This window comes from Lentzea sokolovensis (assembly GCF_033949975.1).
Taxonomy (GTDB): Bacteria; Actinomycetota; Actinomycetes; order Mycobacteriales; family Pseudonocardiaceae; genus Lentzea; species Lentzea sokolovensis.
In genome coordinates this window covers 24,445-44,203 of sequence record NZ_JAXAVU010000016.1, presented here as the reverse complement: position 1 = coordinate 44,203, position 19,759 = coordinate 24,445, and the positions used below count along the sequence as shown (strand labels likewise).

General features: G+C 67.0%; 23 protein-coding genes. 21 read left to right on the top strand and 2 right to left on the bottom strand.

Annotated features, from left to right (window positions below; all coding sequences use genetic code 11):
- Positions 1–32: 32 nt before the first annotated feature.
- A complete protein-coding gene (locus tag SK854_RS40380) occupies positions 33–1,250 on the bottom strand; it encodes an FAD-binding protein (RefSeq protein WP_319980424.1) in 1,218 nt (405 codons plus the stop codon).
- Positions 1,250–3,511, bottom strand: a complete 2,262-nt coding sequence (locus SK854_RS40375; RefSeq protein WP_319980423.1) for a helix-turn-helix domain-containing protein — start codon at positions 3,509–3,511, stop codon at positions 1,250–1,252. The genes SK854_RS40380 and SK854_RS40375 overlap by 1 nt, the downstream gene beginning before the upstream one ends.
- A gap of 230 nt (positions 3,512–3,741) precedes the next feature.
- Here SK854_RS40375 and SK854_RS40370 point away from each other — a divergent pair, with 230 nt between their 5' ends.
- The 21 genes from SK854_RS40370 to SK854_RS40270 all read left to right on the top strand — a co-directional run bounded on the left by SK854_RS40370 (position 3,742) and on the right by SK854_RS40270 (position 19,743).
- Positions 3,742–4,383, top strand: coding sequence for an A24 family peptidase (locus SK854_RS40370; RefSeq protein ID WP_319980422.1), 642 nt, complete (start codon positions 3,742–3,744; stop codon positions 4,381–4,383).
- 43 nt (positions 4,384–4,426) lie between these two features.
- Entirely contained in the window at positions 4,427–4,615 is a 189-nt protein-coding gene (locus SK854_RS40365) for a hypothetical protein (protein WP_319980421.1), read from the top strand.
- 122 nt (positions 4,616–4,737) lie between these two features.
- On the top strand, positions 4,738–5,160 hold the full coding sequence (locus tag SK854_RS40360; protein WP_319980420.1) for a hypothetical protein: 423 nt from the start codon (positions 4,738–4,740) through the stop codon (positions 5,158–5,160).
- Positions 5,154–5,993, top strand: a complete 840-nt coding sequence (locus SK854_RS40355) for a hypothetical protein (protein WP_319980419.1) — start codon at positions 5,154–5,156, stop codon at positions 5,991–5,993. The genes SK854_RS40360 and SK854_RS40355 overlap by 7 nt, the downstream gene beginning before the upstream one ends.
- Before the next feature lie 73 nt (positions 5,994–6,066).
- Complete coding sequence (locus SK854_RS40350; RefSeq protein WP_319980418.1) at positions 6,067–6,696, top strand: hypothetical protein; 630 nt, start codon at positions 6,067–6,069, stop codon at positions 6,694–6,696.
- Positions 6,697–6,698: 2 nt separating this feature from the next.
- Positions 6,699–7,415 carry a chromosome partitioning protein gene (locus tag SK854_RS40345; protein ID WP_319980417.1) on the top strand — a complete coding sequence of 239 codons (717 nt, stop codon included), beginning with the start codon at positions 6,699–6,701 and terminating at the stop codon, positions 7,413–7,415.
- Positions 7,412–8,770, top strand: a complete 1,359-nt coding sequence (locus SK854_RS40340; RefSeq protein WP_319980416.1) for a CpaF family protein — start codon at positions 7,412–7,414, stop codon at positions 8,768–8,770. The genes SK854_RS40345 and SK854_RS40340 overlap by 4 nt, the downstream gene beginning before the upstream one ends.
- Positions 8,767–9,600, top strand: coding sequence for a type II secretion system F family protein (locus SK854_RS40335; RefSeq protein ID WP_319980415.1), 834 nt, complete (start codon positions 8,767–8,769; stop codon positions 9,598–9,600). Before SK854_RS40340 ends, SK854_RS40335 begins: the two co-directional genes overlap by 4 nt.
- Entirely contained in the window at positions 9,597–10,475 is an 879-nt protein-coding gene (locus SK854_RS40330) for a type II secretion system F family protein (RefSeq protein WP_319980414.1), read from the top strand. The genes SK854_RS40335 and SK854_RS40330 overlap by 4 nt, the downstream gene beginning before the upstream one ends.
- Positions 10,476–10,483: 8 nt before the next feature.
- Positions 10,484–10,660, top strand: a complete 177-nt coding sequence (locus tag SK854_RS40325; protein WP_319980413.1) for a hypothetical protein — start codon at positions 10,484–10,486, stop codon at positions 10,658–10,660.
- 13 nt (positions 10,661–10,673) lie between these two features.
- Entirely contained in the window at positions 10,674–11,066 is a 393-nt protein-coding gene (locus SK854_RS40320) for a TadE/TadG family type IV pilus assembly protein (RefSeq protein ID WP_319980412.1), read from the top strand.
- Positions 11,067–11,071: 5 nt separating this feature from the next.
- Entirely contained in the window at positions 11,072–11,497 is a 426-nt protein-coding gene (locus SK854_RS40315) for a TadE/TadG family type IV pilus assembly protein (RefSeq protein ID WP_319980411.1), read from the top strand.
- Entirely contained in the window at positions 11,494–11,880 is a 387-nt protein-coding gene (locus SK854_RS40310; protein ID WP_319980410.1) for a pilus assembly protein TadG-related protein, read from the top strand. The genes SK854_RS40315 and SK854_RS40310 overlap by 4 nt, the downstream gene beginning before the upstream one ends.
- A 22-nt stretch (positions 11,881–11,902) precedes the next feature.
- Positions 11,903–12,301, top strand: coding sequence for a hypothetical protein (locus SK854_RS40305; RefSeq protein ID WP_319980409.1), 399 nt, complete (start codon positions 11,903–11,905; stop codon positions 12,299–12,301).
- Complete coding sequence (locus SK854_RS40300; RefSeq protein WP_319980408.1) at positions 12,298–14,589, top strand: BTAD domain-containing putative transcriptional regulator; 2,292 nt, start codon at positions 12,298–12,300, stop codon at positions 14,587–14,589. Before SK854_RS40305 ends, SK854_RS40300 begins: the two co-directional genes overlap by 4 nt.
- A 629-nt stretch (positions 14,590–15,218) precedes the next feature.
- Positions 15,219–15,377: a hypothetical protein gene (locus SK854_RS40295; protein WP_319980407.1), complete on the top strand. Its 159-nt coding sequence runs from the start codon at positions 15,219–15,221 to the stop codon at positions 15,375–15,377.
- A gap of 30 nt (positions 15,378–15,407) precedes the next feature.
- Complete coding sequence (locus SK854_RS40290) at positions 15,408–16,598, top strand: AAA family ATPase (protein WP_319980406.1); 1,191 nt, start codon at positions 15,408–15,410, stop codon at positions 16,596–16,598.
- A 27-nt stretch (positions 16,599–16,625) separates the two neighbouring features.
- Positions 16,626–18,356, top strand: a complete 1,731-nt coding sequence (locus SK854_RS40285) for a vWA domain-containing protein (protein WP_319980405.1) — start codon at positions 16,626–16,628, stop codon at positions 18,354–18,356.
- Between the two features lie 222 nt (positions 18,357–18,578).
- Positions 18,579–18,905 carry a hypothetical protein gene (locus tag SK854_RS40280; protein ID WP_319980404.1) on the top strand — a complete coding sequence of 109 codons (327 nt, stop codon included), beginning with the start codon at positions 18,579–18,581 and terminating at the stop codon, positions 18,903–18,905.
- 35 nt (positions 18,906–18,940) lie between these two features.
- Positions 18,941–19,228 carry a hypothetical protein gene (locus SK854_RS40275; RefSeq protein WP_319980403.1) on the top strand — a complete coding sequence of 96 codons (288 nt, stop codon included), beginning with the start codon at positions 18,941–18,943 and terminating at the stop codon, positions 19,226–19,228.
- 32 nt (positions 19,229–19,260) lie between these two features.
- Positions 19,261–19,743, top strand: coding sequence for a hypothetical protein (locus SK854_RS40270; protein ID WP_319980402.1), 483 nt, complete (start codon positions 19,261–19,263; stop codon positions 19,741–19,743).
- Positions 19,744–19,759 lie beyond the last annotated feature (16 nt).

Genomic DNA, 19,759 nt, shown 5'->3' with positions numbered 1-19,759 from the left:
CTGCCCCTGCAGAGCAGACGGAAGACGCCGCCTTACAGCGGGTCGAGGTAAAGGGTTCCGCGAGCGGCGAGAGTCTTGCTGACCAATCGATCGTTGGCCTCGTGCATCGCGGTGACGACCTCCGGCGACGCGGATGGTGCATACCTCAGAGCCGCGACCAGGAACACCAGGTCGTCGTCCGGCAGACGCAGCAGAGGTGTGGTGATCCTGTCCGTGCGCAACGGGTAGGCGAGAACGAGGCCGAAGTCACTGTAGAGATCCGCGCCGAGCTCGCGATCGGCATGGTGAAGCAGGTCCTCCACCGAAGCGCTTGGAACGAGCAGGTTGCACCACGGGTGCGGTGACTCCCAGAGCCCAGCTTCGCGCAGGACAGGTTCTCCGGGCGCGAGCCGATCGATGAAGTCCCAGTAGGTCACGGCCTGGGTTTCGGCTTCCCGGAAGGACAAGCCTCCAAGATCGCCTTTCCCCGTGCCGGTACCGATGAATGTGACAGCCTCAAGTTCGGCTACGTGCTGGCCTTCTCGGAGCTTGAGCTGCCCCTCTACATAGTCGAAGGTTCCAGTGGTCACCAACTGGCGTTGATCAGCGACGAGCTGGCCGATCGTGTCGTAGTGGAGTTTCTGCCAGGCAACGGTTTCCGGAGCTTGAACGAGGCGCAGGGTCGCGCGGGTGATGACGCCGTTGCGCCCGCGGCCTGCGCGTACCGCGTCGAACAGGCCGCGGTTCGAACTCGGTGAGCACGTCACGACGTCGCCGGCAGGGGTGACGACGTCGAGCGAGAGCACGTTGTCCGTTTGAGCGCCGTGGTGGTGGCTGGCCCCGCCCAAGCCGCCGACAGACAGGGTTCCTCCGACGGTCAGTTCGAGGTAGTCGGTGAGCACTGGCGGCGTGAGCCCGTGCGGCAGGGTCGCGCGCAGCACGTCGCTCCACTTCGCGCCTGCGTCGACCACGACCTGGTCAGGTCCGACCTCGTGGATCGCGGAGAGGGCCGTCATGTCGATGACGACTCCGCCAGGCGCTTGGGCCTGGCCGCTCGTGGAGTGGCCTTGGCCGCGGGGAACGACGACGAGGTCGTGCTCACCGGCATGCTTGATCACCGCGCTGATGTCGGCCGCGTTGGCGGGCCGCAGAACGGCTGCCGGATGGTCGTGAACGGTGTCGCCGTAGTCGTGCGCGGCCCACGCGAGCGCGTTCTCATCGGTGTCCAGACTTCCGGTGAGCGCGGGCATGGTGCTGAGCGCCTGGTGCACTAGACGTCCTCCTTGAGGCTCTCGATCAACTGTCTCCGCAGCCCCGCTGCGGTCGGTTCGATGTTGCCGCTGAGCAGGTCGGCGGCGGCGGACCACGACTTGTGGGCGCCGTGGAGGTTGCCGCGGTCGGCGTGCAGGTCGCCGACGCGCCTGTGGATGTGGGCCTGACTCCAGACGTCGGCGACCTTGCTGAAGGTGCACAGCGCTTTCTGCAGGTGGCGAAGAGCGACTTCGTACTCGCCATTCGACTCGGCCAGACCTGCCAGCAAGGTCGAGGTGCACCCCGAGGACATCAGGTCCTCGGCCTCGTCGAAGATCGTCTGTACGTCCGTGAGCAGAGATCGCGCCCCACCGGCATCACCTGAAGCTGCCAGCACGGATGCCAGATGCGCAGAGGCCACCGCGTACTCCCACTGGTCATGGGCCTCCGTGCTCAGCCGGCGTGCAGTCTCAAGGTGCGCGATCGCGGCGTCGAGATCGTTGAGCTGGTAGCAAGCTCGGCCGAGACCCACGTGGCACGCGGCAAGACCGTTGAGATCGCCCAGCTCGGTCCTGATCTGCATCGCTTGGCGGTACAAACCGGCCGACGACCCCGCCTTAAGCTCGTCGATGCCTGCGTCGCCAAGCGTCTCCAGTGCCCACGCCTCGGCGTCGCGGTGGCCACCCTGCCGGGCCATCTCCAGCGCGTCCCGCAAAGCAGGAACCCACCACGACCAGGCGCGACGGTGGAACAACATCTCGTTCACCACCACAGGCAGATAGGCAGCCGAGGTGACGTTCCAGCGAGTGCCGCACCGGACCAGGCGGACGAGGAGCTGGAGCTCGTCCTCGAACCATCGGACCGCGTCGGCGGGCTGGTGGAACGTCAGCGTCGTCATGTCGGCCCGCGGCACGTCGAGCGGCCTCCGCGGCCGCGACGGCCACAGCATCCGGATCGCCGCCGCTCCGGTGTTCAGGTAGAGGTCGACCAAACGCGACACAGCCGCGCGGTTGGCCTCTTCGCCACCAAGCTCGCGGACTCGCTCGAGGGCGTACGCCTGCACGAGATCGTGCATGACGAACTTGTCCTGCGCGGTCTGCTCCACGAGGTGCACGGTGGCGAGGGCGGACAGATGCCCCTGCGCTTGCAGGGGTGACAGCCCGATGAGCGCGGCTGCGGCCTCGATCCTGATCGGGCCACCGGGATGGAGGCCAAGCTGCCTGAACGTGGCTGCTATGGAGTCCGGAAGCGCGTCGTGCGACCACGACAACACCGTCCTCACAGCCAACGTCTCGTCCGCGGTCAGCACGTCGAGCGGCTGGCGCCGGGTCAACTCGTCGGCCAGAGTGCGAAGTGGGACGGTCGGCAGCAGGTTCGCGCGCTCGCCGGCGATGCGCAGCGCGAGCGGCAGACGACCAGCTCGGTCAGCGATGACCCGTGCGGCGGCGAGGTCACCGTCCACCCTCGCGCCCAGGACCGATCTCATCAGGTCAAGCGCCTCGTCCGAACTCATCGGACGCAGAGTGATGCGCACGGCACCGTCGTGGACGACCGCCCCTGAAAGCCTGTTTCGGCTGGTCACCAGCGCCAACGACCGCGGCGAACTGGGCAACAGCGGCCGAATCTGATCGGCGTCGACCGCGTTGTCCAGCACCACGAGCGTGCGGGTCGCCTCCAGCAACGTCCGGTACAGCGCGACGCGGCCGTCCAGGTCACTCGGGATGTCCTGGGGCGAGGCGCCCAACGCCCGCAGGAACCGGCCGAGCACCACGGCAGGATCTTCCGGCGAGTCAGCGGCAAAGCCGCGCAGGTCTGTGAACAGCACTCCGTCCGGGAAGTGCGGAGCGATCGTGTGAGCCCAGTGCACCGTGAACGCGGTCTTGCCCACGCCCGGCGGGCCGTCGAATGCGATCAGGCCCTCGTGTGCGTCCAACGCGGCTGACGCCTGCCTGAGCGCCTCCTGGCGCGGAACGAAGGAGCGCAACGCAGCTGGCAGCTGAGCTGGGCGGATGCGTTCGCGAGTAGCTCTGGCGCGCGGCCTCGGTACCGCGAGTTCTACCAGCTCACCCCCAGCCTCGAGAGCACGGTCGATTGCCTCCGCGATCTCCGTGGAAGGACTGCGGATGTCGTGTTCGAGGTTGCTGAGGTAGCCCTTGCTGACGTTCGCTCCAGCCGCCAAGTCCTTCAGCGAGAGCTTGCGGTCCTCCCGGAGCACATGGAGCAGCTGCCCGAAGGTCATCTCGCTCGTTTCGACACCCGTCTGCTGCCGTCTGCTGTTCATCTGGAGACGCCCCTCCCCTGGCCAACTGCCTTCCATCCTGCCAACACTGAATGCAGTCCCCCGACTACGAACAGTGCAACCCCCAGGTCCAGGAGGTGAGCGTATGACGATCCAGCCGCACTTCGCCTCGGCTTCCGGGCAGTCAGGCGTGGGAGACCACCCAGTCGAACGACAACTTTCGTTGATCAGATCGAATCAACTTGGAGGACCTCCACGCGGAGGGAGCTGCTGTGCCGCACTGGACGACGTACGGACTTCTCGGCCTTCTCGCCGGGCCGTTGGTAATGACCTTCGCCCGCTCCGTGACGCACGACGAGCAGCTCTCGTGGAGCGCCATGGCGAGGTGCGGCTGGATGCCCTTGGCGGCCGCGAGTGGCTTCCTCTGCGCCGCGTTGTGCTGGATCGCCACCCAGGCGAGGGACGAGGCCAGCACACTCTCGTGGTTCGTGATCGTCGGACTTCTTCTCGCCATGATCGACACAGTCGCGCATCGTCTACCGCATCAGATCAGCGGCGCGCTGCTCGCCGGCAGTGCTGTCCAGCTGGCACTCCTGGCGCTGCTGCGGTTCGACTTCGACTCGCTGCTTCGTGCAGGTCTGGCAGCGGCCGTGGTGACCACCGCCGGCCTGGCGATCTACGTCGGCTCACGCCAGGGCCTTGGCTTCGGCGACGTCGTGCTCCTGGCCCCGATCGCGTTCGTCCTGGGCTGGTTCGGCTGGCGGCAGCTGTTCATAGGACTCATGACCGCGTTCGTAGTCGCGGCCGTCAGCATGCGCGTTCTACGTGCCTGCCGCGCTACCCGCCGCGGCGACCCGCTGGCGCTCGGGCCATTTCTGATCGCCGGCGCAGTAGGCGCGATCTTGCTGATCTGAACGGCGGCGCGTGATGTGCCTGCCGTTCAGGGACGAGAACCCCGTGATCGTCTACGAGGCGCAACGTGCGCTGCACCGCGCCACCGCGACCTTCGTGCTGATCGTCCTCCTGTCCTTCAACCAATACCTCCGCCCGGACATCACCGCGAAGCCGGGCGCTTCGATCGAGGTGGGCGTCGTTGCTCCCCCGGCGCCCACCTCGCCCCCACCGACCACCTGGAGGCCTCGATGATCATCACCGCACGAATCGCCACGATCCTCGGCGTTGTCGCCGTGACGTCCTGCAGCACGGGAAGCAACAGCTCACCCCCACCCCAGAACACCTCGACCTCGACTGGCACGAGCTTCGCCCCGTTGCCCGATCCGCCTGAACGCAGGGCGATCGACACCTATCTGGCAATGTGGCGTGAGATGGCAGCAGCCGGCGAAACGTCGAACTCGGACGCGCCTGGGCTCGCCAAGCACGCCACCGGCGACGCGCTCATCGTCATCAAGAACAGCCTCGCCGAGGACGATCGGAAAGGGCTGATCACCAAGGGTTCTCCGAAGAGCGATCCTCAGGTGACCAATGTGGACCGTGCCGATGGTGTGGTGACGGTCGTGAAGATCAGGGACTGTGGTGACGACAGCGCGTGGTTGAAGTACCGCAGGGGAACGAACGAACCCGCCGATGGTCAAGGCGGCGGTCGACGCTCCATCCTCGCCGAGGTCAAAGCCCAACCCGACGGTAGCTGGCGGGTGACCCGGTTCGCGGTCCAGGGAGTCGGCTCATGCTGACGCGTGTGGCTTTCGCCGCGGCGATCACCTTGGCCGGACTTGTGGCCACGGTCTCGTCGGCCCGAGGTGACCCTGGCTGGGGCTCGGTCGACTGCTCGACGACACCTGGTCCGGGCTGCGAACTCATCGCGGAGGTGTCCCAGGCTCAAGGACGTCCAAACGTCTCCGGCACGACCACCCAAGACGAGACCTCGGATTCGTTCGAGTGCAGGTACGTCCCGGTCGATCAGGGCGACCCTGCTGTTCCCCAGCCCGAAGGGCCGGGTGGATGGTTTCGCCTGTTGTGTTCGGCCGACGGCAAGGCCACCGCGAACCGACCGCCGGTCTGGATACCTGCCGGGCAGCAGGCCGAGCCGTCGATCACCCCGGAGCAGGTCGCGATGATGGCCAAGAGCCGACTCCGGTTGCCCACGCCCACGATCGCAGTGAACCCGGCCGGTGAGCAGTTGGTGCACCTGCCGACGTGGTTGTGGCTGCGCGAAGGCTGGCGAACGACCTCTGCGAGTGCCTCGGTCCCCGGGATCACCGTCACCGCTGTCGCTGAGCCCGTCACCGCGTCGTGGTCCACGGGCGACGGCACCACCGTGACGTGCTCCGGTCCAGGCTCGCCGTTCACCACGGGCCATGACCCGAAAGCCGCCTCACCCGACTGCGGTCACACCTACCGGCGCGCCTCCAACGGGATGCCCGGCGAGGTCTACACCGCCACGGCGACGGTCCAGTGGAACGTGCGGTGGTCCGGTGCCGGACAGAGCGGCGTCTTCCCAGGCCTGACGACGACAACGTCGACGAATTTGCGCGTCGCCGAGAGCCAGGCTCTCAACTCCCGCTGATCCCAGAAATGCCCGAGCGTGCCGCCAAATCAGGTGTCACGTCGCGGTACCCCCATGCCTTCAGGAGGCCAAGATGAAAACGCAGCAGGCTCTCAATTCTAAGCCGGCCAACATGGTGCCGCCCCGGATGCCTGGTCGCAAGCGACGAAGTCTCCCTCACCTGATTCTCGGCGCTGTGCTGGTGGTGGCATGTGCAGCTGGCGGGGTTGTTGCGGCACAACAGCTCGGTGACCGTCAGGAGGTCATCGCGCTGGCGCGACCGGTCGATGTCGGCCACGTGATCCTGCAGCAGGACCTCGTCGGGGTGAGTCTCGCCGTGGACGGTGCCATGAAGGTCGTTCCCACGTCTGCCGCTTCAAGCGTGGTCGGCAGGCCGGTCGCGTACTCGCTGCCGGTCGGGGTTCTCCTGACCGATGATGTGCTCGGACCGCCGCGGCTGCCTGGCGACGGTCGAGCGATCGCAGCCCTCGGGCTCAAACCGGGGCAGTTCCCTCCCGAGTTGTCCGCCGGGTCGAACGTGCTCGTACTGGCCTCCGCAGCGAACGAAGGCAGTTCAACGAGTTCCTGGCGTGCCGTGGTCGTCGCAGTCGACAGGACGGACCAGACGCCCGTCGTCTCGGTGGACCTGCCTGAACTCGATGCGCGAGCACTCTCCTCGACGCCCGCGGACAAGATCGCCGTGCTGATGGTCGGAGGTCGTTGATGATGGTCATCACTTGTTCCCTCAAGGGTTCTCCCGGTGCCAGCACGCTCGCTGTCGCACTCGGCACCCGCTGGCCAGAGCCGGTCCGCCCGATCGTGGTCGAGGCAGATTCGGCCGGCGGGGACGTCGCAGCGCGGCTTCGCCTGCCGAGCTCTCCCGGCCTCGTCGGCCTCGCCGCTGCTGCACGTGGCAACGCCGGCACCGAGCTGCTGGCCCAGCACTCACACGCCCTGGCGAGCGGTCTGCGGATCGTGCCCGCGCCGTCTGATCCCGCGCAGTCGCGGGCAGCACTCGGAGCGTTGGCGGCCTCGCAGTTCGGTCCCTTTCGGACACTCGGCGCTCCGCTCATCATCGACGTCGGCCGAGTCGATCCGGACCCGAAGATGCTGGGCCTGCTGAGGTCCGCCGACGCGGTCGTTGTCGTGGCCCGGCCTCACGACGACTCGTTGGCGCACGTAGCGGCAAGGCGAGCCCAGGTGCAGACGTGGTCACACCGGCTCGGCCTCGTGCTCGTGGGCAATGGCTATCCATTGGCACAGGTCACGGAGGCGTTGGGCCTGCCGGTGCTCGCCGGCATCCCGGACGACGCCAAGGGCGCGCAGGCTCTGTGGCATCAGCGCGGCTTCGACTCGGCGTTGAGCCGCCACGCAGAAGGGCTCGCTGGACAGCTCCTGCGCACGGCTCAGCAGGACATGACGCCGCAGCGGAGTTCCCGATGACCGCCGTGACCCCGCTGAGCGGGGTCACGGACCTGCCGTTTCCGAGGCCGATGAGCGACGTTCGAAGTCTGCGCGAACGGCTCCGGAACGACGTCACCGACCAGCTCAGTGCCCGACTGCGGGCGGACGGGACTGCGGAGCGCCCACCGCTCGGACCGCTGCAGCGCCGTCAGCTGGCCGAGGCGCTTCTGCGCGACTCCGTCGAGTCGATCGCACGGAAGCGGCTCCAGGCCGGCCTCGAGCTGTTCGACGCCGACGTGGAACGGCGCGCGGTCGCCGAGGTCCTGGCCGAGTTGTTCGGCGCCGGCAGGTTGGACCCGCTGCTCGCCGACACCAGCATCGAGAACATCAACGTGAACGGCGCGGACCAGGTGTTCGTCAAACGCGCCGACGGCACGCGCGAAATGCTGCCACCGATCGTCGACTCCGACGACGATCTCGTCCACCTGATCCGCACGCTGGCTGCGCGCAGCGGCATCGAGGAGCGCCGCTTCGACAACGCCTCCCCCATCGTGAACTTCGCCCTGCCGTCCGGCGAACGCGTCTCGGCCGTGATGACGGTGACGGCCCGTCCGTCCGTCTCCATCCGCAGGCACCGCCTCCAACGGGTGAACCTGGGCGAGCTTCGTGACAACGACACCATCGGACCGGGGATGGAGTCGTTCCTCGCGGCCTTGGTCAGGGCGAGGAAGAACGTGCTCGTCACCGGAGGCACGACGATCGGCAAGACGACCTTGCTCCGGGCGCTCGCCTCCGCGATCCCGGCGCACGAGCGCCTGATCACCATCGAGGACGTGTTCGAGCTCGGCCTCGACCAGGACCCTGCGCACGCGGACGTGGTCGCGTTGCAGGCGCGCGAGCCCAACCTGGAGGGAGTCGGTGCGATCACGTTGTCCGACCTGGTGTGGCAGTCACTGCGCATGCAGCCCGACCGCGTGATCGTCGGTGAGGTGCGCGGTCCTGAAGTCATTCCGCTGACCAACGCCATGTCGATGGGCAACGACGGATCGATGGGCACGCTGCACGCGAGTTCGAGCGCGGGTGCGTTCACCAAGCTGGGCGCTTATGCCGTTCAAGGACCCGAGCGGCTGACGCTGGAGGCCACCAACCTCCTGGTCGCCTCAGCACTGCACTTCGTCGTTCACCTGGACCTTTCGCCGGATCGTTGTCATCGTGTCGTGTCCTCGGTGCGGGAAGTCGTGGACGCCGACGGGCGCCAGATCATCAGCAACGAGGTTTGGCGGCCAGGCCCTGATCTCCGAGCGGTTCCCGCGGCCCCGCTCCGATCGCGCACGCTCGACGAACTCATCGCGGCGGGCTACGACCGTGAACTCGTGGATCGGTGGGGATCATGAGTTCCGCGTTGCTGGCCCTGCTCGCGGCTGGATGCGCCACGGGTGTGTGGCTGATCGCGCTCGGCATTCGCGGCACCTCCGCGCAACCTCGACGGTGGACGGTTCCTGACCACTTCTTCATGGTGCGGCTCTGCATCGGCGTGGTGGTCGCTCTTCTGGTCGGCGTGATCACAGGCTGGATCGCGGCGGCGGTCCTGGCCGGACTCGGCGCCGCGTTGTTGCCTCGTGTCCTGCGGACGGGTACCGAGCAGCGTGCCGGGCTCGACCGCATCGAAGCGATCGCGAGTTGGACCGAAATGCTGCGCGACACCTTGGTCGCCGCATCCGGGCTGGAGCACGCCGTGCTGGCAACTGCGACCCGAGCGCCCGAAGCCATCCGGCCTGAGGTGGTGTCGCTCGCCGCCCAGTTGCGCGGCGGTGAACGCCTGGGGGTCGCGTTGCGACGCCTCGGCGACGAACTGCACGACCCGACCGCGGACCTGGTGATCGCCGCACTCGTGCTGTCCAGCGAGCACCAGGCACGTCATCTCGCCGAGCTGCTGGGCGAGCTGGCGACGGAGGCGCGCGAGCAGGCGTCCATGCGAATGCGGATCGAGGCGAGCCGACGACAGACCCGCACGAGCGTCCGGGTCATCGTGATCACGACGATCGCGTTCGCCGGCGGCCTGATCGCACTCAACCGCGCATACCTCGACCCGTTCGACAGCTTTCAAGGACAGCTCGTTCTCACCGTCGTGGGCGCGCTGTTCGGTCTGGCGTTCGCCTGGCTCGCCCGAATCGCCCGCCTGCGGGAACCCGACCGACTCCTCGTTGCGGAGGTGCGGCGATGATCATGCCGTTGTTGTGGGGAGCATGCCTAGGTGCAGGGCTGTGGGCCTTCGCGGTGTGGCTGGTACCTCCGAAACCCTCCCTGCACGAGGTGCTCGCGACGCTTTCCGCACCTGCGAGTCCTCCAACCGGCACGAGTCCGGTGTGGAGGGTCAAGCACAGGATCGCCTACGTTGTCGGCTCGTTCGGGCTTCCGAGCGCGCGCCTGCGAGCTGACCTGAACGTCACGGGCGGCGATGTCGAACGTCACCTGGTGTCGAAGGTGCTTGGTGGCTTGGCAGGTGCCGCGTTGGCGTCCTGCGCCAGCCTCGCACTGGTCGTCAGCGATGCCGGATTGCCGTGGATGACTTCCGCGGTCGCGATCATCGCTTCCGGTGCGGCCGGATTCCTAGTGCCGGACTTCAGGGTGCGCGAGGCAGCTCAACGCCGCCGGTCCGCCTTCCGACACGCGCTGAGCGCCTACCTCAACCTCGTACGCATCCTGCTCGCAGGTGGAGCGGGAGTGGACTCGGCGCTGTCCGACGCGGCCGAGGTCGGCGCCGGCTGGGCATTTCACCAGCTGCGGCAAGCACTCGTGACCGCTCAGGTGACGCGTGCGACTCCGTGGGACGCGCTCGAACGTCTCGGCGAGGATCTAGAGCTGCGTCAGCTGTCGGATCTTGCAGCTGCCGTAGGGCTCGCCGGCACCGACGGCGCCAAGATCCGTTCCAGCCTGGCTTCCAAAGCGGCCGCCTTGCGCACCAGAGAGATCACCGATTCCGAAGGTGAAGCGCGTGCTGCAACCGAGCGGATGAGCCTTCCACTTGTCTTGCTGATGCTCGGCTTTCTCCTGTTCATCGGATATCCGGCCCTGATTTCAGTCCTCAACGGACTCTAGGAGTGATCATGATCTACCTCGTGTTCTGCAACGTCCGTGCCGCGTTCGAGAGCCTGCGGCGAGACGATCGCGGGTATGTGGGCGAAACGGTGGTGACCATCGCCGCGCTCATCGCCGCGGCATTGGCGGTGGCCGCGCTTCTCTCGTCCTTGTTCGTCGGTGCCGCCTCCAAAATCTCCTTGTGAGCGGAGCCGTCCGATGCACCGACTTCAGCTCCCCAACGACCGCGGAAGTGCCTCAGCGCAGGTCGTGATCATGCTGCCAGTGACGTTCCTGGCCTTCTTCCTGGTCGTGCAGTTCGCCATGTGGTCTCACGCAACGCACATCGCGCAAGCTGCGGCCTCGCACGGGCTTGCAGCCGTTCGTGCACACGGTGGATCGCCAGCCGACGGCGCCGCTAGTGCGCGGAACGTGCTCGCTGATCTCGGAGGCGGACCTCTGCGCGACACGAACGTCGACTGCGAACGGGGTTCTGAGACGGCCTTCGTGCGGATCTCGGGCACCGCGAAGCAGGTCGTCCCATTCCTGAGCCTTCCGGTGCACGCCGAGGCCGCAGGTCCTGTCGAGCGTCTCGTCGAGCCGGGGCGGTGACCAGCATGTCCTGGTGGCGCGATCAACGCGGATCCGCAGCGGCAGAGGTCGCGCTGTGGGTTCCCGTCTTGGTGATGGCCTTGGTGTTCGTTGCGGTCGTGGTGCACCGCGGTGTCGATGCGCGGCTTCGGCTCAACGACGTCGCACACCAGGCGGCGCGCGCCGCGAGCATCGAGAACACGACCACACGAGCTGGTGCCGCTGCCACAGCTGTCGCAACCAGGGCGCTCGCCGATTCCGGGGTCAGTTGTCAGGGCGTGAACGTCGAAGTCCTCGGCGATGTCCGGCCAGGAGCAGCGGTGACCGTAACGGTCTCGTGCACGGTCGATCTCGGCGACGCGGCGCTGCTCGGCGTATCGGCCCGGAAGCACCTGTCCTCCACCGCATCAGAGGTGGTTGACGCCTGGCGTTCCGACCGGAGCAGCTCATGACCGCGTTCCTCGTCGCCCTCACCACCAGCCTCCTAGCTCTCGCCGGCCTCGTCCTCGACGGCGGCCTCGCACTCGCCACGAAGGTCCAAGCCGCGGGGGTTGCAGAGGCAGCGGCGCGAGCAGGAGCTCAAGCGATCGACCTAAGTGCCTACCGCCTCGACAACCGGCTCACGCTCGCGCCGGACCAGGCGGCGAGCAGAGCCGAAGCACATCTCTCCGCAGCTGGTGTCGACGGCAAGGTCACCGTCTCCGGCAACACCGTCACGGTCGTCGTCACCACCTACCAACGCACGCAGCTACTCGGCCTCGTCGGGATTTCCAGCATCTCCGTCCAGGCAATCGGCCACGCGAGTCCCCACCGCGGTGTCGCACCAAGCCCGTGAAGACGCTCGAAAGGGGAACACCATGGCCACCACGGACGAGATCCGCAGGCGGGTCGAACTCGCTGACGCCGAGAGGAGCAATCGCCGGCTGGCCACCGCACAGCTCGTCGGTGAGCTCGCGCACCGACGCACCGTTCTGGCGGCTGAGCTGAACGAGATCGACGTCAAGCTCGGTGAGCTGATCACCGAGGCCGAGGACGTGATGAGCCTTCCGGAACTCGCTTCGTTCACCGATGTGCCGGCTGACGAACTCACGAAGTGGACGGCCGCCAGCAAGCCGAAGCGAGGCCGGAAGAGGCGGGCGAACACGCGACCGCCCAAGCCTGGGACCTCCAACGATCAACGCAACCCTGGCGTGAACGAATCCCCGTCGGGCACAGAGGTCGCCCCACAGGCGCCTGGGCCCGCCTCAGAGCGATGAACTCGAACGCCGGCCGCAGTGGCGTCTTCAGGCGCCTCGGCAGCTTGCTGCGCGCGCTGGTTGCGTCAGCGGTACTGCTCGCCGTGTTGGTCGGGTTGCCGCTCGGGCTGCGTCACTACGTGGGCTGGCCGCTACCAGACGAGGTGCCCAGCTGGGCTGTGCTGTCCGCCGTGCTCACGCAGCCGATGTCGCCTTCCTTCCTGATCGACGGACTCGCATGCCTCTGCTGGTTGCTCTGGGCCGCGTTCGTCCTGGACATCGGGCTTCGCGCCGCCGACGTCTTACGCGGCGTGCGGTGGCCAGACGTGGCCGCGGTTCGGTCGCCAGCGGCGGTCTTGGTCGGCACGATCGTCTTGTCGGTGCTCGGCAACCGTGCGGCAGGTGCTGCCGGCGACGGCCTCCAGCTGGCCTCATCCAGTCCGGTAGCCGTGGTCGAAACCGTGCGAGCACCCGATCCGGTCACGGGCAACTGCGACTCGATGTGGGCGGTGGCCGAACGCGCGCTTGGCGACGGTGCCCGCTGGCCCGAGGTCTTCGAGCTCAACCGCGGCAAGCCGCAACCCAACGGCCAATCTCTCACGGACCCGCACCGCGTGTTCCCTGGGGAGAAGCTGCTCATCCCGTCAGCACCGCCTCCTCCACCCGTGTCCACTCCCCCGGTCGAATCGGCGGCCCCGCCAACGCCTGCACCCGAATTGCCTCGGCACGAGGACCAGCTTCCGCAGCCCGACTCCGCACCGTCCGGAAGGGCCACGGCGTTCGTCAGCGCTGCATTGGCCGCTGCCGTCAGCGCCGCCCTCGTCGTGGCGAGACGGCGACACCGCGTCAGGTACAAGCCCGGCAGCGGGCTGCGTGACGATCTCCGCGTCGCGCCCGTGGTCTACGAGCTGCAGCTCGCTCACCACCGGTCCGAGGACAGCGAGCACCCATCAACTCCGGCGGACGACGCAACGCCGCTCGGTGTCAGGAACGAACGGGAAGTCGCACTCGACCTTGCGGCATGCGGCGGACTCGGCCTGGTTGGCCCCGGCGCCGTTGCGGCAGCGCGTGCTCTCGTCGTGACTGCCTTGACCCGCACGACCGTCGCGATCACCGCTGAGGATTTGGCGTCGCTCCTTGGCGAAGCCGCAGTCGGTGAGCCACCGTCCGCGTTGCGGATCGTCTCCAGCTGTCAACAGCTCGCCGAGCAAGCACCTCCGGCCGTGCTCGTGGCTCACCTTGACCACCAAAGCCGGCGGCACCTCGAAGTCACGCTTGCACAGGAGTCCTCGCGGCAGCTCGTCGGCGTCTTCCTCGGACAGTGGACGCGCGGCATCACGCTCTACATCAGCGCTGACGGCACTATCTCCTCAGCAAGTCCTGGACCTGGCCAGGAACTCGCGGGCATCAAGCTCTTCCGCCTCGACGACGACGATGCACGCGACCTGCTCGCGTTGTTCAGGGACGCTGAACCCCGTCCACAACCCGCAGCTGCCGACGCCGCGCTCGAGATCAGTGCGGACGTCGTGGCCACTGACCGTCCACGGCTACAACTCCGGCTGCTCGGCGTACCCGCCCTGCGCTGGCCTGACTCCGAGCACGACATCGCCGCCACCATTCAGCCGCGGCTACGCGAACTCGTCGTCTTCCTCGCCGTGCACGCCGACGGCACAAGCCGCGAAGCGCTTGTGAACGCCCTGTGGCCGGCGAACACGTCGGACAAGTCGAGCAACGCCCTCAACACAGCGCTCTCCCGGCTGCGCAATGCGATCACGAAGGCGACCGGAGGAGCGATCACCGACATCGCGATCGTCGGAGGAGGCCGCTACCGCCTCAACCCGGACCTCGTCGAGGTCGACTACTGGCACCTGGATCGCGCGATCACGGCCCGCCGCTCGGCAAGCACCGCACAAGGGCGCCTCGACACATACCGCGAGGTCGTCAACCTCTACACCGGTCCGCTCGCGGAGGGGATCGAGAGCGAATGGCTGGAACCGGTGCGCGAGGCCGTGCGGCGCGACGTCATCGACGCGGCTGCTGCACTCGCGCACGCGTTGCGCGATGTCGATCCCGAACAGACGCTCGAACTGCTGGAACGCGCACGAACCTTCGATCCGCACAACGAGCTCCTGTACCGGGACATCATGCGGCTTCAGGGGCGCCTCGGCCGGCTTGAGGCCATCCCGCGCACTCTTGCTCTGCTCGCCAGCAAGCTCGCAGAGATCGATGACAAGCCGTCACCAGAAGCGAGCTGGCTTGCAGCCAACCTCCCGCGGCACCACGCCAAAGACCAACTCCCAGCATCATGAACGCCGCATTCCCCCGAAAAGAATCTCCGCCACAACAAAAGAACCTTTTCCTGGAATTTCATTCACAGCAGACTCGATGTTACCGTGCATTTTGTCATGATCAACCAAATCAACTACCAGAGGGGAATCATTCCGGGGTTCAGCCATAGGTACACCTGGAGGTCACCTCCAGACCTGATCCGCCCAGCACGCACTCCACGCGTGACAGGACGACCACAGCGGGATCACCTGATGTCCCAGACTCGCTTGACCGCAAGCGGGAGGTCAAAACGGCGCGGCGGCGGGCCTTCGGTCCACTTACCACCTGCACAGACCTGACGACCCAGCCTCGCCTCTGCTCCATGCCAACCTCCCCCGACCTGTTCAACCAGCCCAAAGCCGGACCTGGGCCTTGGCCGGCGCCTCGAACCCGCAGCACTCCAGCCAGAACACAACCGCAAATGCAATTGAATTCAATTGCCACCCATTGCGCTAATGCTTCAATTTTCCTCAAAAGAGTCTTGAAAAACCCCCAAAAATGCACTGGCAATTGATGTGCAGCGGAGTTATATTTGAATCACACCGGGAAACCGGAAACCACACCGAATACCACACCTGGCGCAAGCCATGTCTGCCGAACGGGGTCCATCATGTGTTACGCCGACACCATCACCGAAATTGACGGCACCGTTACCGCGTACTGCTGCTGTGGATGGGTCGAACACGAACACACCCCGGAATCGGCTGACATCGCCGCAGAAACGCACCAGAACACGCCCAACGACGAGTCGCCCATCGCGGCCGCCTGACCCCTGCAACCGGACCGAAAGGGAACCGCGATGACCACGCCCGCCACGACCCCGACCAGTGCCCCCGCGACAGGATCGGCAACCCGCCTGCGCAACGGCGAACTTCGCGCCATGGTTGCGCGCGTGCTGGCAGACGATCCCGGCACGGGCATGACCCCGCGCGTCGTCGCCGCCAAACTCGGCGGTCGATCATCAGGCGCGGTGGGCAACGCGTTGAAAGTACTCGCGGAATGCGGTGCCGCTGAAGTCGTGTCGGCCGCGCCGCTGACCTACCGCGCCACCGCGACCACCGCCGTTGTCGCAGCAGCCGCGATCACTCCCGCCCCGGTACCCACCCCGCGCCCACCCCGCGCGAAATCATCAGCAACCACAGCCGTTCCCGGACCCGCCGCGCCTACCCCGAAACCCGCCGCAACGACTGTTGTCACGGGACCGGTGACGCGCCCGAACGGCCTGACGTACCACCCCCGGTTGTTGTCCGGCATGCCGGACGTGACCGCGCTGCACCGGTTGCGCGAAGCAGGAGTCGCCGCACTGCTGTACGGCCCGCCCGGGACGGGAAAGACGTCGGTGGTCGAAGCCGCATTCCCTGACCTGCTCACGGTTCAGGGTGACGGCGACACCACGGTTGCCGACTTCGTCGGTGAGTACACGCAGACCGATGACGGGCGCTACGTGTTCGTGCACGGCCCGTTGGTACGGGCAATGCGCGCGGGTGTGCCGCTGTTCATCGATGACGCCACGCTGATTCCGCCCACCGTGCTTGCAGTGGTCTACCCCGCGATGGACGGCCGCCGTCAGATCGTGGTCAAGGCGAACGGCGGTGAGGTCGTTGACGCCGCTGACGGGTTCTACGTGGTCGCCGGACACAACCCCGGGGTGCACGGCGCAATTCTCAGCGACGCCCTGTCATCCCGGTTCTCAGCCCAAATCCACGTGTCCACCGACTACGACCTCGCCGCGAACCTCAAGATCGATAAGCGGGCCGTCAAAGTCGCGCGCAATCTCGCCACCCGCCAAGCCAAGGGCGAAATCGGATGGGCACCGCAACTGCGTGAGCTGATCGCTTTCCAGAAGATCGCGGGCGTACTCGGCGCCGAAGCCGCCGCCGGAAACCTGGTCGGCATCGCACCCGAGGAAGACCGCACCACGGTTGCCAGCGCTGTCCGAGACGCGTTCGGCACGACGGTCAAACCGCTGGCACTCGGCACCCGCATCTAGCGCGGACCATCCGGAAAGGACACCGCCATGACCACCCACCTGGTAGCTGACCCGGACGCAACGGGTGCCGCCATCTTCCCCGCACGCCCAGAATGGCTGACGCTGTCCGCCGCACTGGCGGACGAAGTGCCGGTGATCGCCGACCGGGAAGACCTGTTGGTCACCATCGCGCCTGGTGCGGGTGGCGGTGCCCCGGCGTGTTTCTACCCCAACCGCGCATTGATCGAAGTCGACGGTGACCACCTGGGAGTGGACCCTGCGACCGTTGATCCGGCGAACCTTTCCGACCGTGCGCGTTACCCCGTCACGTGGGGACTGCTGACCCACGAGTGCGCACACGCGAAGCACAGTGTGTGGGAACTACCCGACGACGTCCCACCCGCTGTCGCGGACGCCGCGATGGTGCTGGAAGAGTCCCGGATGGAATCGGCACACGTTCGTCGCCGTCCAGACGACCGACACTGGTTGCGCGCATCAGCGACGAACCTGGTTCTCGCCGACTTCGCTGGAACCCCAACGATGGCTAAGGCGGACGCCGCCCGTGCCGCTGCCCTGGTTCTGGCCCGAGTCGACGGTGGCATCCTCACCGCCGCTGAAACCGCACCGGTCGCCGACGTCGTCGAGGACGTTCTCGGACTCGACACGCTGAACGAACTCCGTGCTCTGTGGCAGGAAGCTCTCACCACGGCCGACGATGACGCCGACACGATGATCGATCTCGCGAAGCGCTGGTGCAAGACCGTCGGGACCGACTCTGACAGCGAATCGCCTGAACCTGGTGAGCCCGGCAAGCCGGGCGAGTCGTCACCGCCATCGCCCCTCGCCGAAGCGATCGGCCGGACACTGGCCAAGGTGGCACGCGCGGTGGCGGACGAAGCCCCGCCAGAAGATCCGGCCGTTGTGGCGGCTGCAGCGAAGGCGGCCGAAAAGGCGGCTACCGACGCAGCTGAGGCAATCGCGCGGTCCGTGTTCTCCGGCAGCCACCCCCGTTCCGGCTACGGATCAACGACCATCGCACGCACCCGCAAACCGACCACCGCCGAACGCACCGCCGCCCGAACGCTGGCACGGGCGCTGTCGACCGCTGGCACACGCGAACGAGTCGCGGTGAAGTCGACTTCCCCGATTCCGCCCGGACGACTTCGGATGCGCGGAGTACTCGCCGCCGACGCTCAACGAGCGGCAGGTGCCGTGCCGACAGCCGAACCGTTCACCCGCACGGCACGCCTGACCGTGCCCACACCGCCGCTACGGCTGGGAATCGCGTGCGACGTGTCGGGATCGATGAGCCACCTTCGTGGCCCTGTCGCGTCGACTGCGTGGATTCTCGCCCACGCTGGACGGCACGCCACCGTGCCCGCCGAAACAGCCGCCGTGATCTTCGGCGTGCACGTCCGGCCCATCACCCACCCCGGCAAAGTGCCCGCCGAAGTGACCGAGTTCGACGCTGACGATGACTGGGAAAGCGTTGCCCTCGCAGTCGATTCCCTAGACGGTGCGCTCGGCCTCTCACGCCCCGGTGCCGCGCGACTGCTGGTGATCGTGTCCGACGGGCACTTCAACGGCGACGAACGCACCGCCGGGCAAAAGCGCGTTGATCGGCTGCGCGCGTCCGGCTGCGCGGTGCTGTGGCTGACCTCAAACCCTTGGGACACCCCTTTCAACGGCGTGACCGTGCACCAACTCGCCGACCCCACCGCCACCGCTACCGCGATCGGCCGTGCCGCGACCAGCGCACTGAGGGCGGCCGTCCGCTAACCGAGTTCAACCGCCCGTTGGAGGTGCTTTCCCTTGCACAGCAGAGATAACACAACCGTGAAAGATCCAACGCTCGGCCTTGTGGACAGGGCTGTTGGCGCTGCGCGAGCCCTGCGTGCCACGCGCACCAGTGAGTTCCGCCGCCGCCACGACTCACAAGAACAGTGGAGTCGGTGGGCGCGCCGTGCCCGCGTCGCACGAACTGTTGCGGCTGCGCTGCAGTTGCCCGCCGACAGCGTCACCGTCACGGACGACCCCGACCGCCAGTACCGCACACGCAACGGCAAAGTGCCCGGCGACCTGATCACGGTCACAGACCCCGAAACCGCTCAACGGTGGCGACTCCTGACCGACTTCACCAGTCCCGGCGAGAGCTGGTTCGTCCTGGACCAGTGCCCCGGCTGCGATGCCGAGGTGCCCGTCGTGCGCATCGCGTGCCTCGCTGACCTCGGCGACTACCTCGACCCGGACACCGGCCTGGTTCTCGTCGACGAGGCGCAGGACTCGTTGCTACATCGGGCGAGCTGCGCGCTAGCACTTCCCAACTGATCATGACCGTCTATACGCACGAAGGAGACCTTGCGATGCCCTCTCACACGGAGACCGTCGTCCGTCGCTTCCGCGAGAACGACTTCGAGGTGACCTCCGTCGTCGCCGATCCGGCCGACGCCCAACAGGTCCTCTACGGAACCGTCACCCGCAACGGCGTCCTCGTCGGGAGCTACTACTGCACGGACCAGATCCGCCAGTCAGGTTGGCGAGCCGTCGCAGCGGACGGCGAACACCTCACGTTCGGCGACGAGCCCGTCGAGCTCACGTACGACGGCGACGCGGTCTTCCTGCTGATGAAGAACGCGGACTCGCCGGCCTGACCGGGAAAGACCCAACCTCAAGGAGGCGCGACATGACATCCACATTCCACAACGAGATCAAGCTCGGCAACATCGACTACAGACTCTCCGCAACCGTGGAGTCCGAAGATTCGCTGGTGCTCGACCTGCTCGGAACGACGGAGTCTGGCGAGGTCGTCGCCGACGGGCGCCTTCGTCTCCCGGTCCAGGGCGGCAGCACGATCGGCAAGCTCCTCACCCGCGTCCTCTCCGCGCACACGCGGATGCAGGTCCGGCCGGTCCGCTACGCGAACGCCACCCTTCCTTGGACGCAAGCCCTGGACGACGAACTACGGCAAGCCTGGCTGCAACCGGGTGTCCGAGATGCGGTGGGACGCATCAACGATCTCGCCGAGCACATGCAACGGTCCCCCGGCGCCGTCAGGGCACGCCTTCCGAAGGTGGGTTGCGACCCGGACGTGGCTACCCGCGAACTTTCGAAAACTGCCGCTGCCTTGCTGCGCGTAAAGCCCACGCGCGCAAGGGAAGACGACTGATTTCCCAACCGTGCCC

Bases quoted from the DNA above. Each gene is read 5' to 3' on its own strand.
- SK854_RS40310 (WP_319980410.1), top strand. From the start codon at position 11,494: ATGACCGCGTTCCTCGTCGCCCTCACCACCAGCCTCCTAGCTCTCGCC.
- SK854_RS40290 (WP_319980406.1), top strand. From the start codon at position 15,408: ATGACCACGCCCGCCACGACCCCGACCAGTGCCCCCGCGACAGGATCG.
- SK854_RS40315 (WP_319980411.1), top strand. From the start codon at position 11,072: ATGTCCTGGTGGCGCGATCAACGCGGATCCGCAGCGGCAGAGGTCGCG.
- SK854_RS40330 (WP_319980414.1), top strand. From the start codon at position 9,597: ATGATCATGCCGTTGTTGTGGGGAGCATGCCTAGGTGCAGGGCTGTGG.
- SK854_RS40325 (WP_319980413.1), top strand. From the start codon at position 10,484: ATGATCTACCTCGTGTTCTGCAACGTCCGTGCCGCGTTCGAGAGCCTG.
- SK854_RS40350 (WP_319980418.1), top strand. From the start codon at position 6,067: ATGAAAACGCAGCAGGCTCTCAATTCTAAGCCGGCCAACATGGTGCCG.
- SK854_RS40335 (WP_319980415.1), top strand. From the start codon at position 8,767: ATGAGTTCCGCGTTGCTGGCCCTGCTCGCGGCTGGATGCGCCACGGGT.
- SK854_RS40270 (WP_319980402.1), top strand. From the start codon at position 19,261: ATGACATCCACATTCCACAACGAGATCAAGCTCGGCAACATCGACTAC.
- SK854_RS40295 (WP_319980407.1), top strand. From the start codon at position 15,219: ATGTGTTACGCCGACACCATCACCGAAATTGACGGCACCGTTACCGCG.
- SK854_RS40355 (WP_319980419.1), top strand. From the start codon at position 5,154: ATGCTGACGCGTGTGGCTTTCGCCGCGGCGATCACCTTGGCCGGACTT.
- SK854_RS40300 (WP_319980408.1), top strand. From the start codon at position 12,298: ATGAACTCGAACGCCGGCCGCAGTGGCGTCTTCAGGCGCCTCGGCAGC.
- SK854_RS40340 (WP_319980416.1), top strand. From the start codon at position 7,412: ATGACCGCCGTGACCCCGCTGAGCGGGGTCACGGACCTGCCGTTTCCG.
- SK854_RS40285 (WP_319980405.1), top strand. From the start codon at position 16,626: ATGACCACCCACCTGGTAGCTGACCCGGACGCAACGGGTGCCGCCATC.
- SK854_RS40305 (WP_319980409.1), top strand. From the start codon at position 11,903: ATGGCCACCACGGACGAGATCCGCAGGCGGGTCGAACTCGCTGACGCC.
- SK854_RS40320 (WP_319980412.1), top strand. From the start codon at position 10,674: ATGCACCGACTTCAGCTCCCCAACGACCGCGGAAGTGCCTCAGCGCAG.
- SK854_RS40375 (WP_319980423.1), bottom strand. From the start codon at position 3,511: ATGAACAGCAGACGGCAGCAGACGGGTGTCGAAACGAGCGAGATGACC.
- SK854_RS40275 (WP_319980403.1), top strand. From the start codon at position 18,941: ATGCCCTCTCACACGGAGACCGTCGTCCGTCGCTTCCGCGAGAACGAC.
- SK854_RS40345 (WP_319980417.1), top strand. From the start codon at position 6,699: ATGGTCATCACTTGTTCCCTCAAGGGTTCTCCCGGTGCCAGCACGCTC.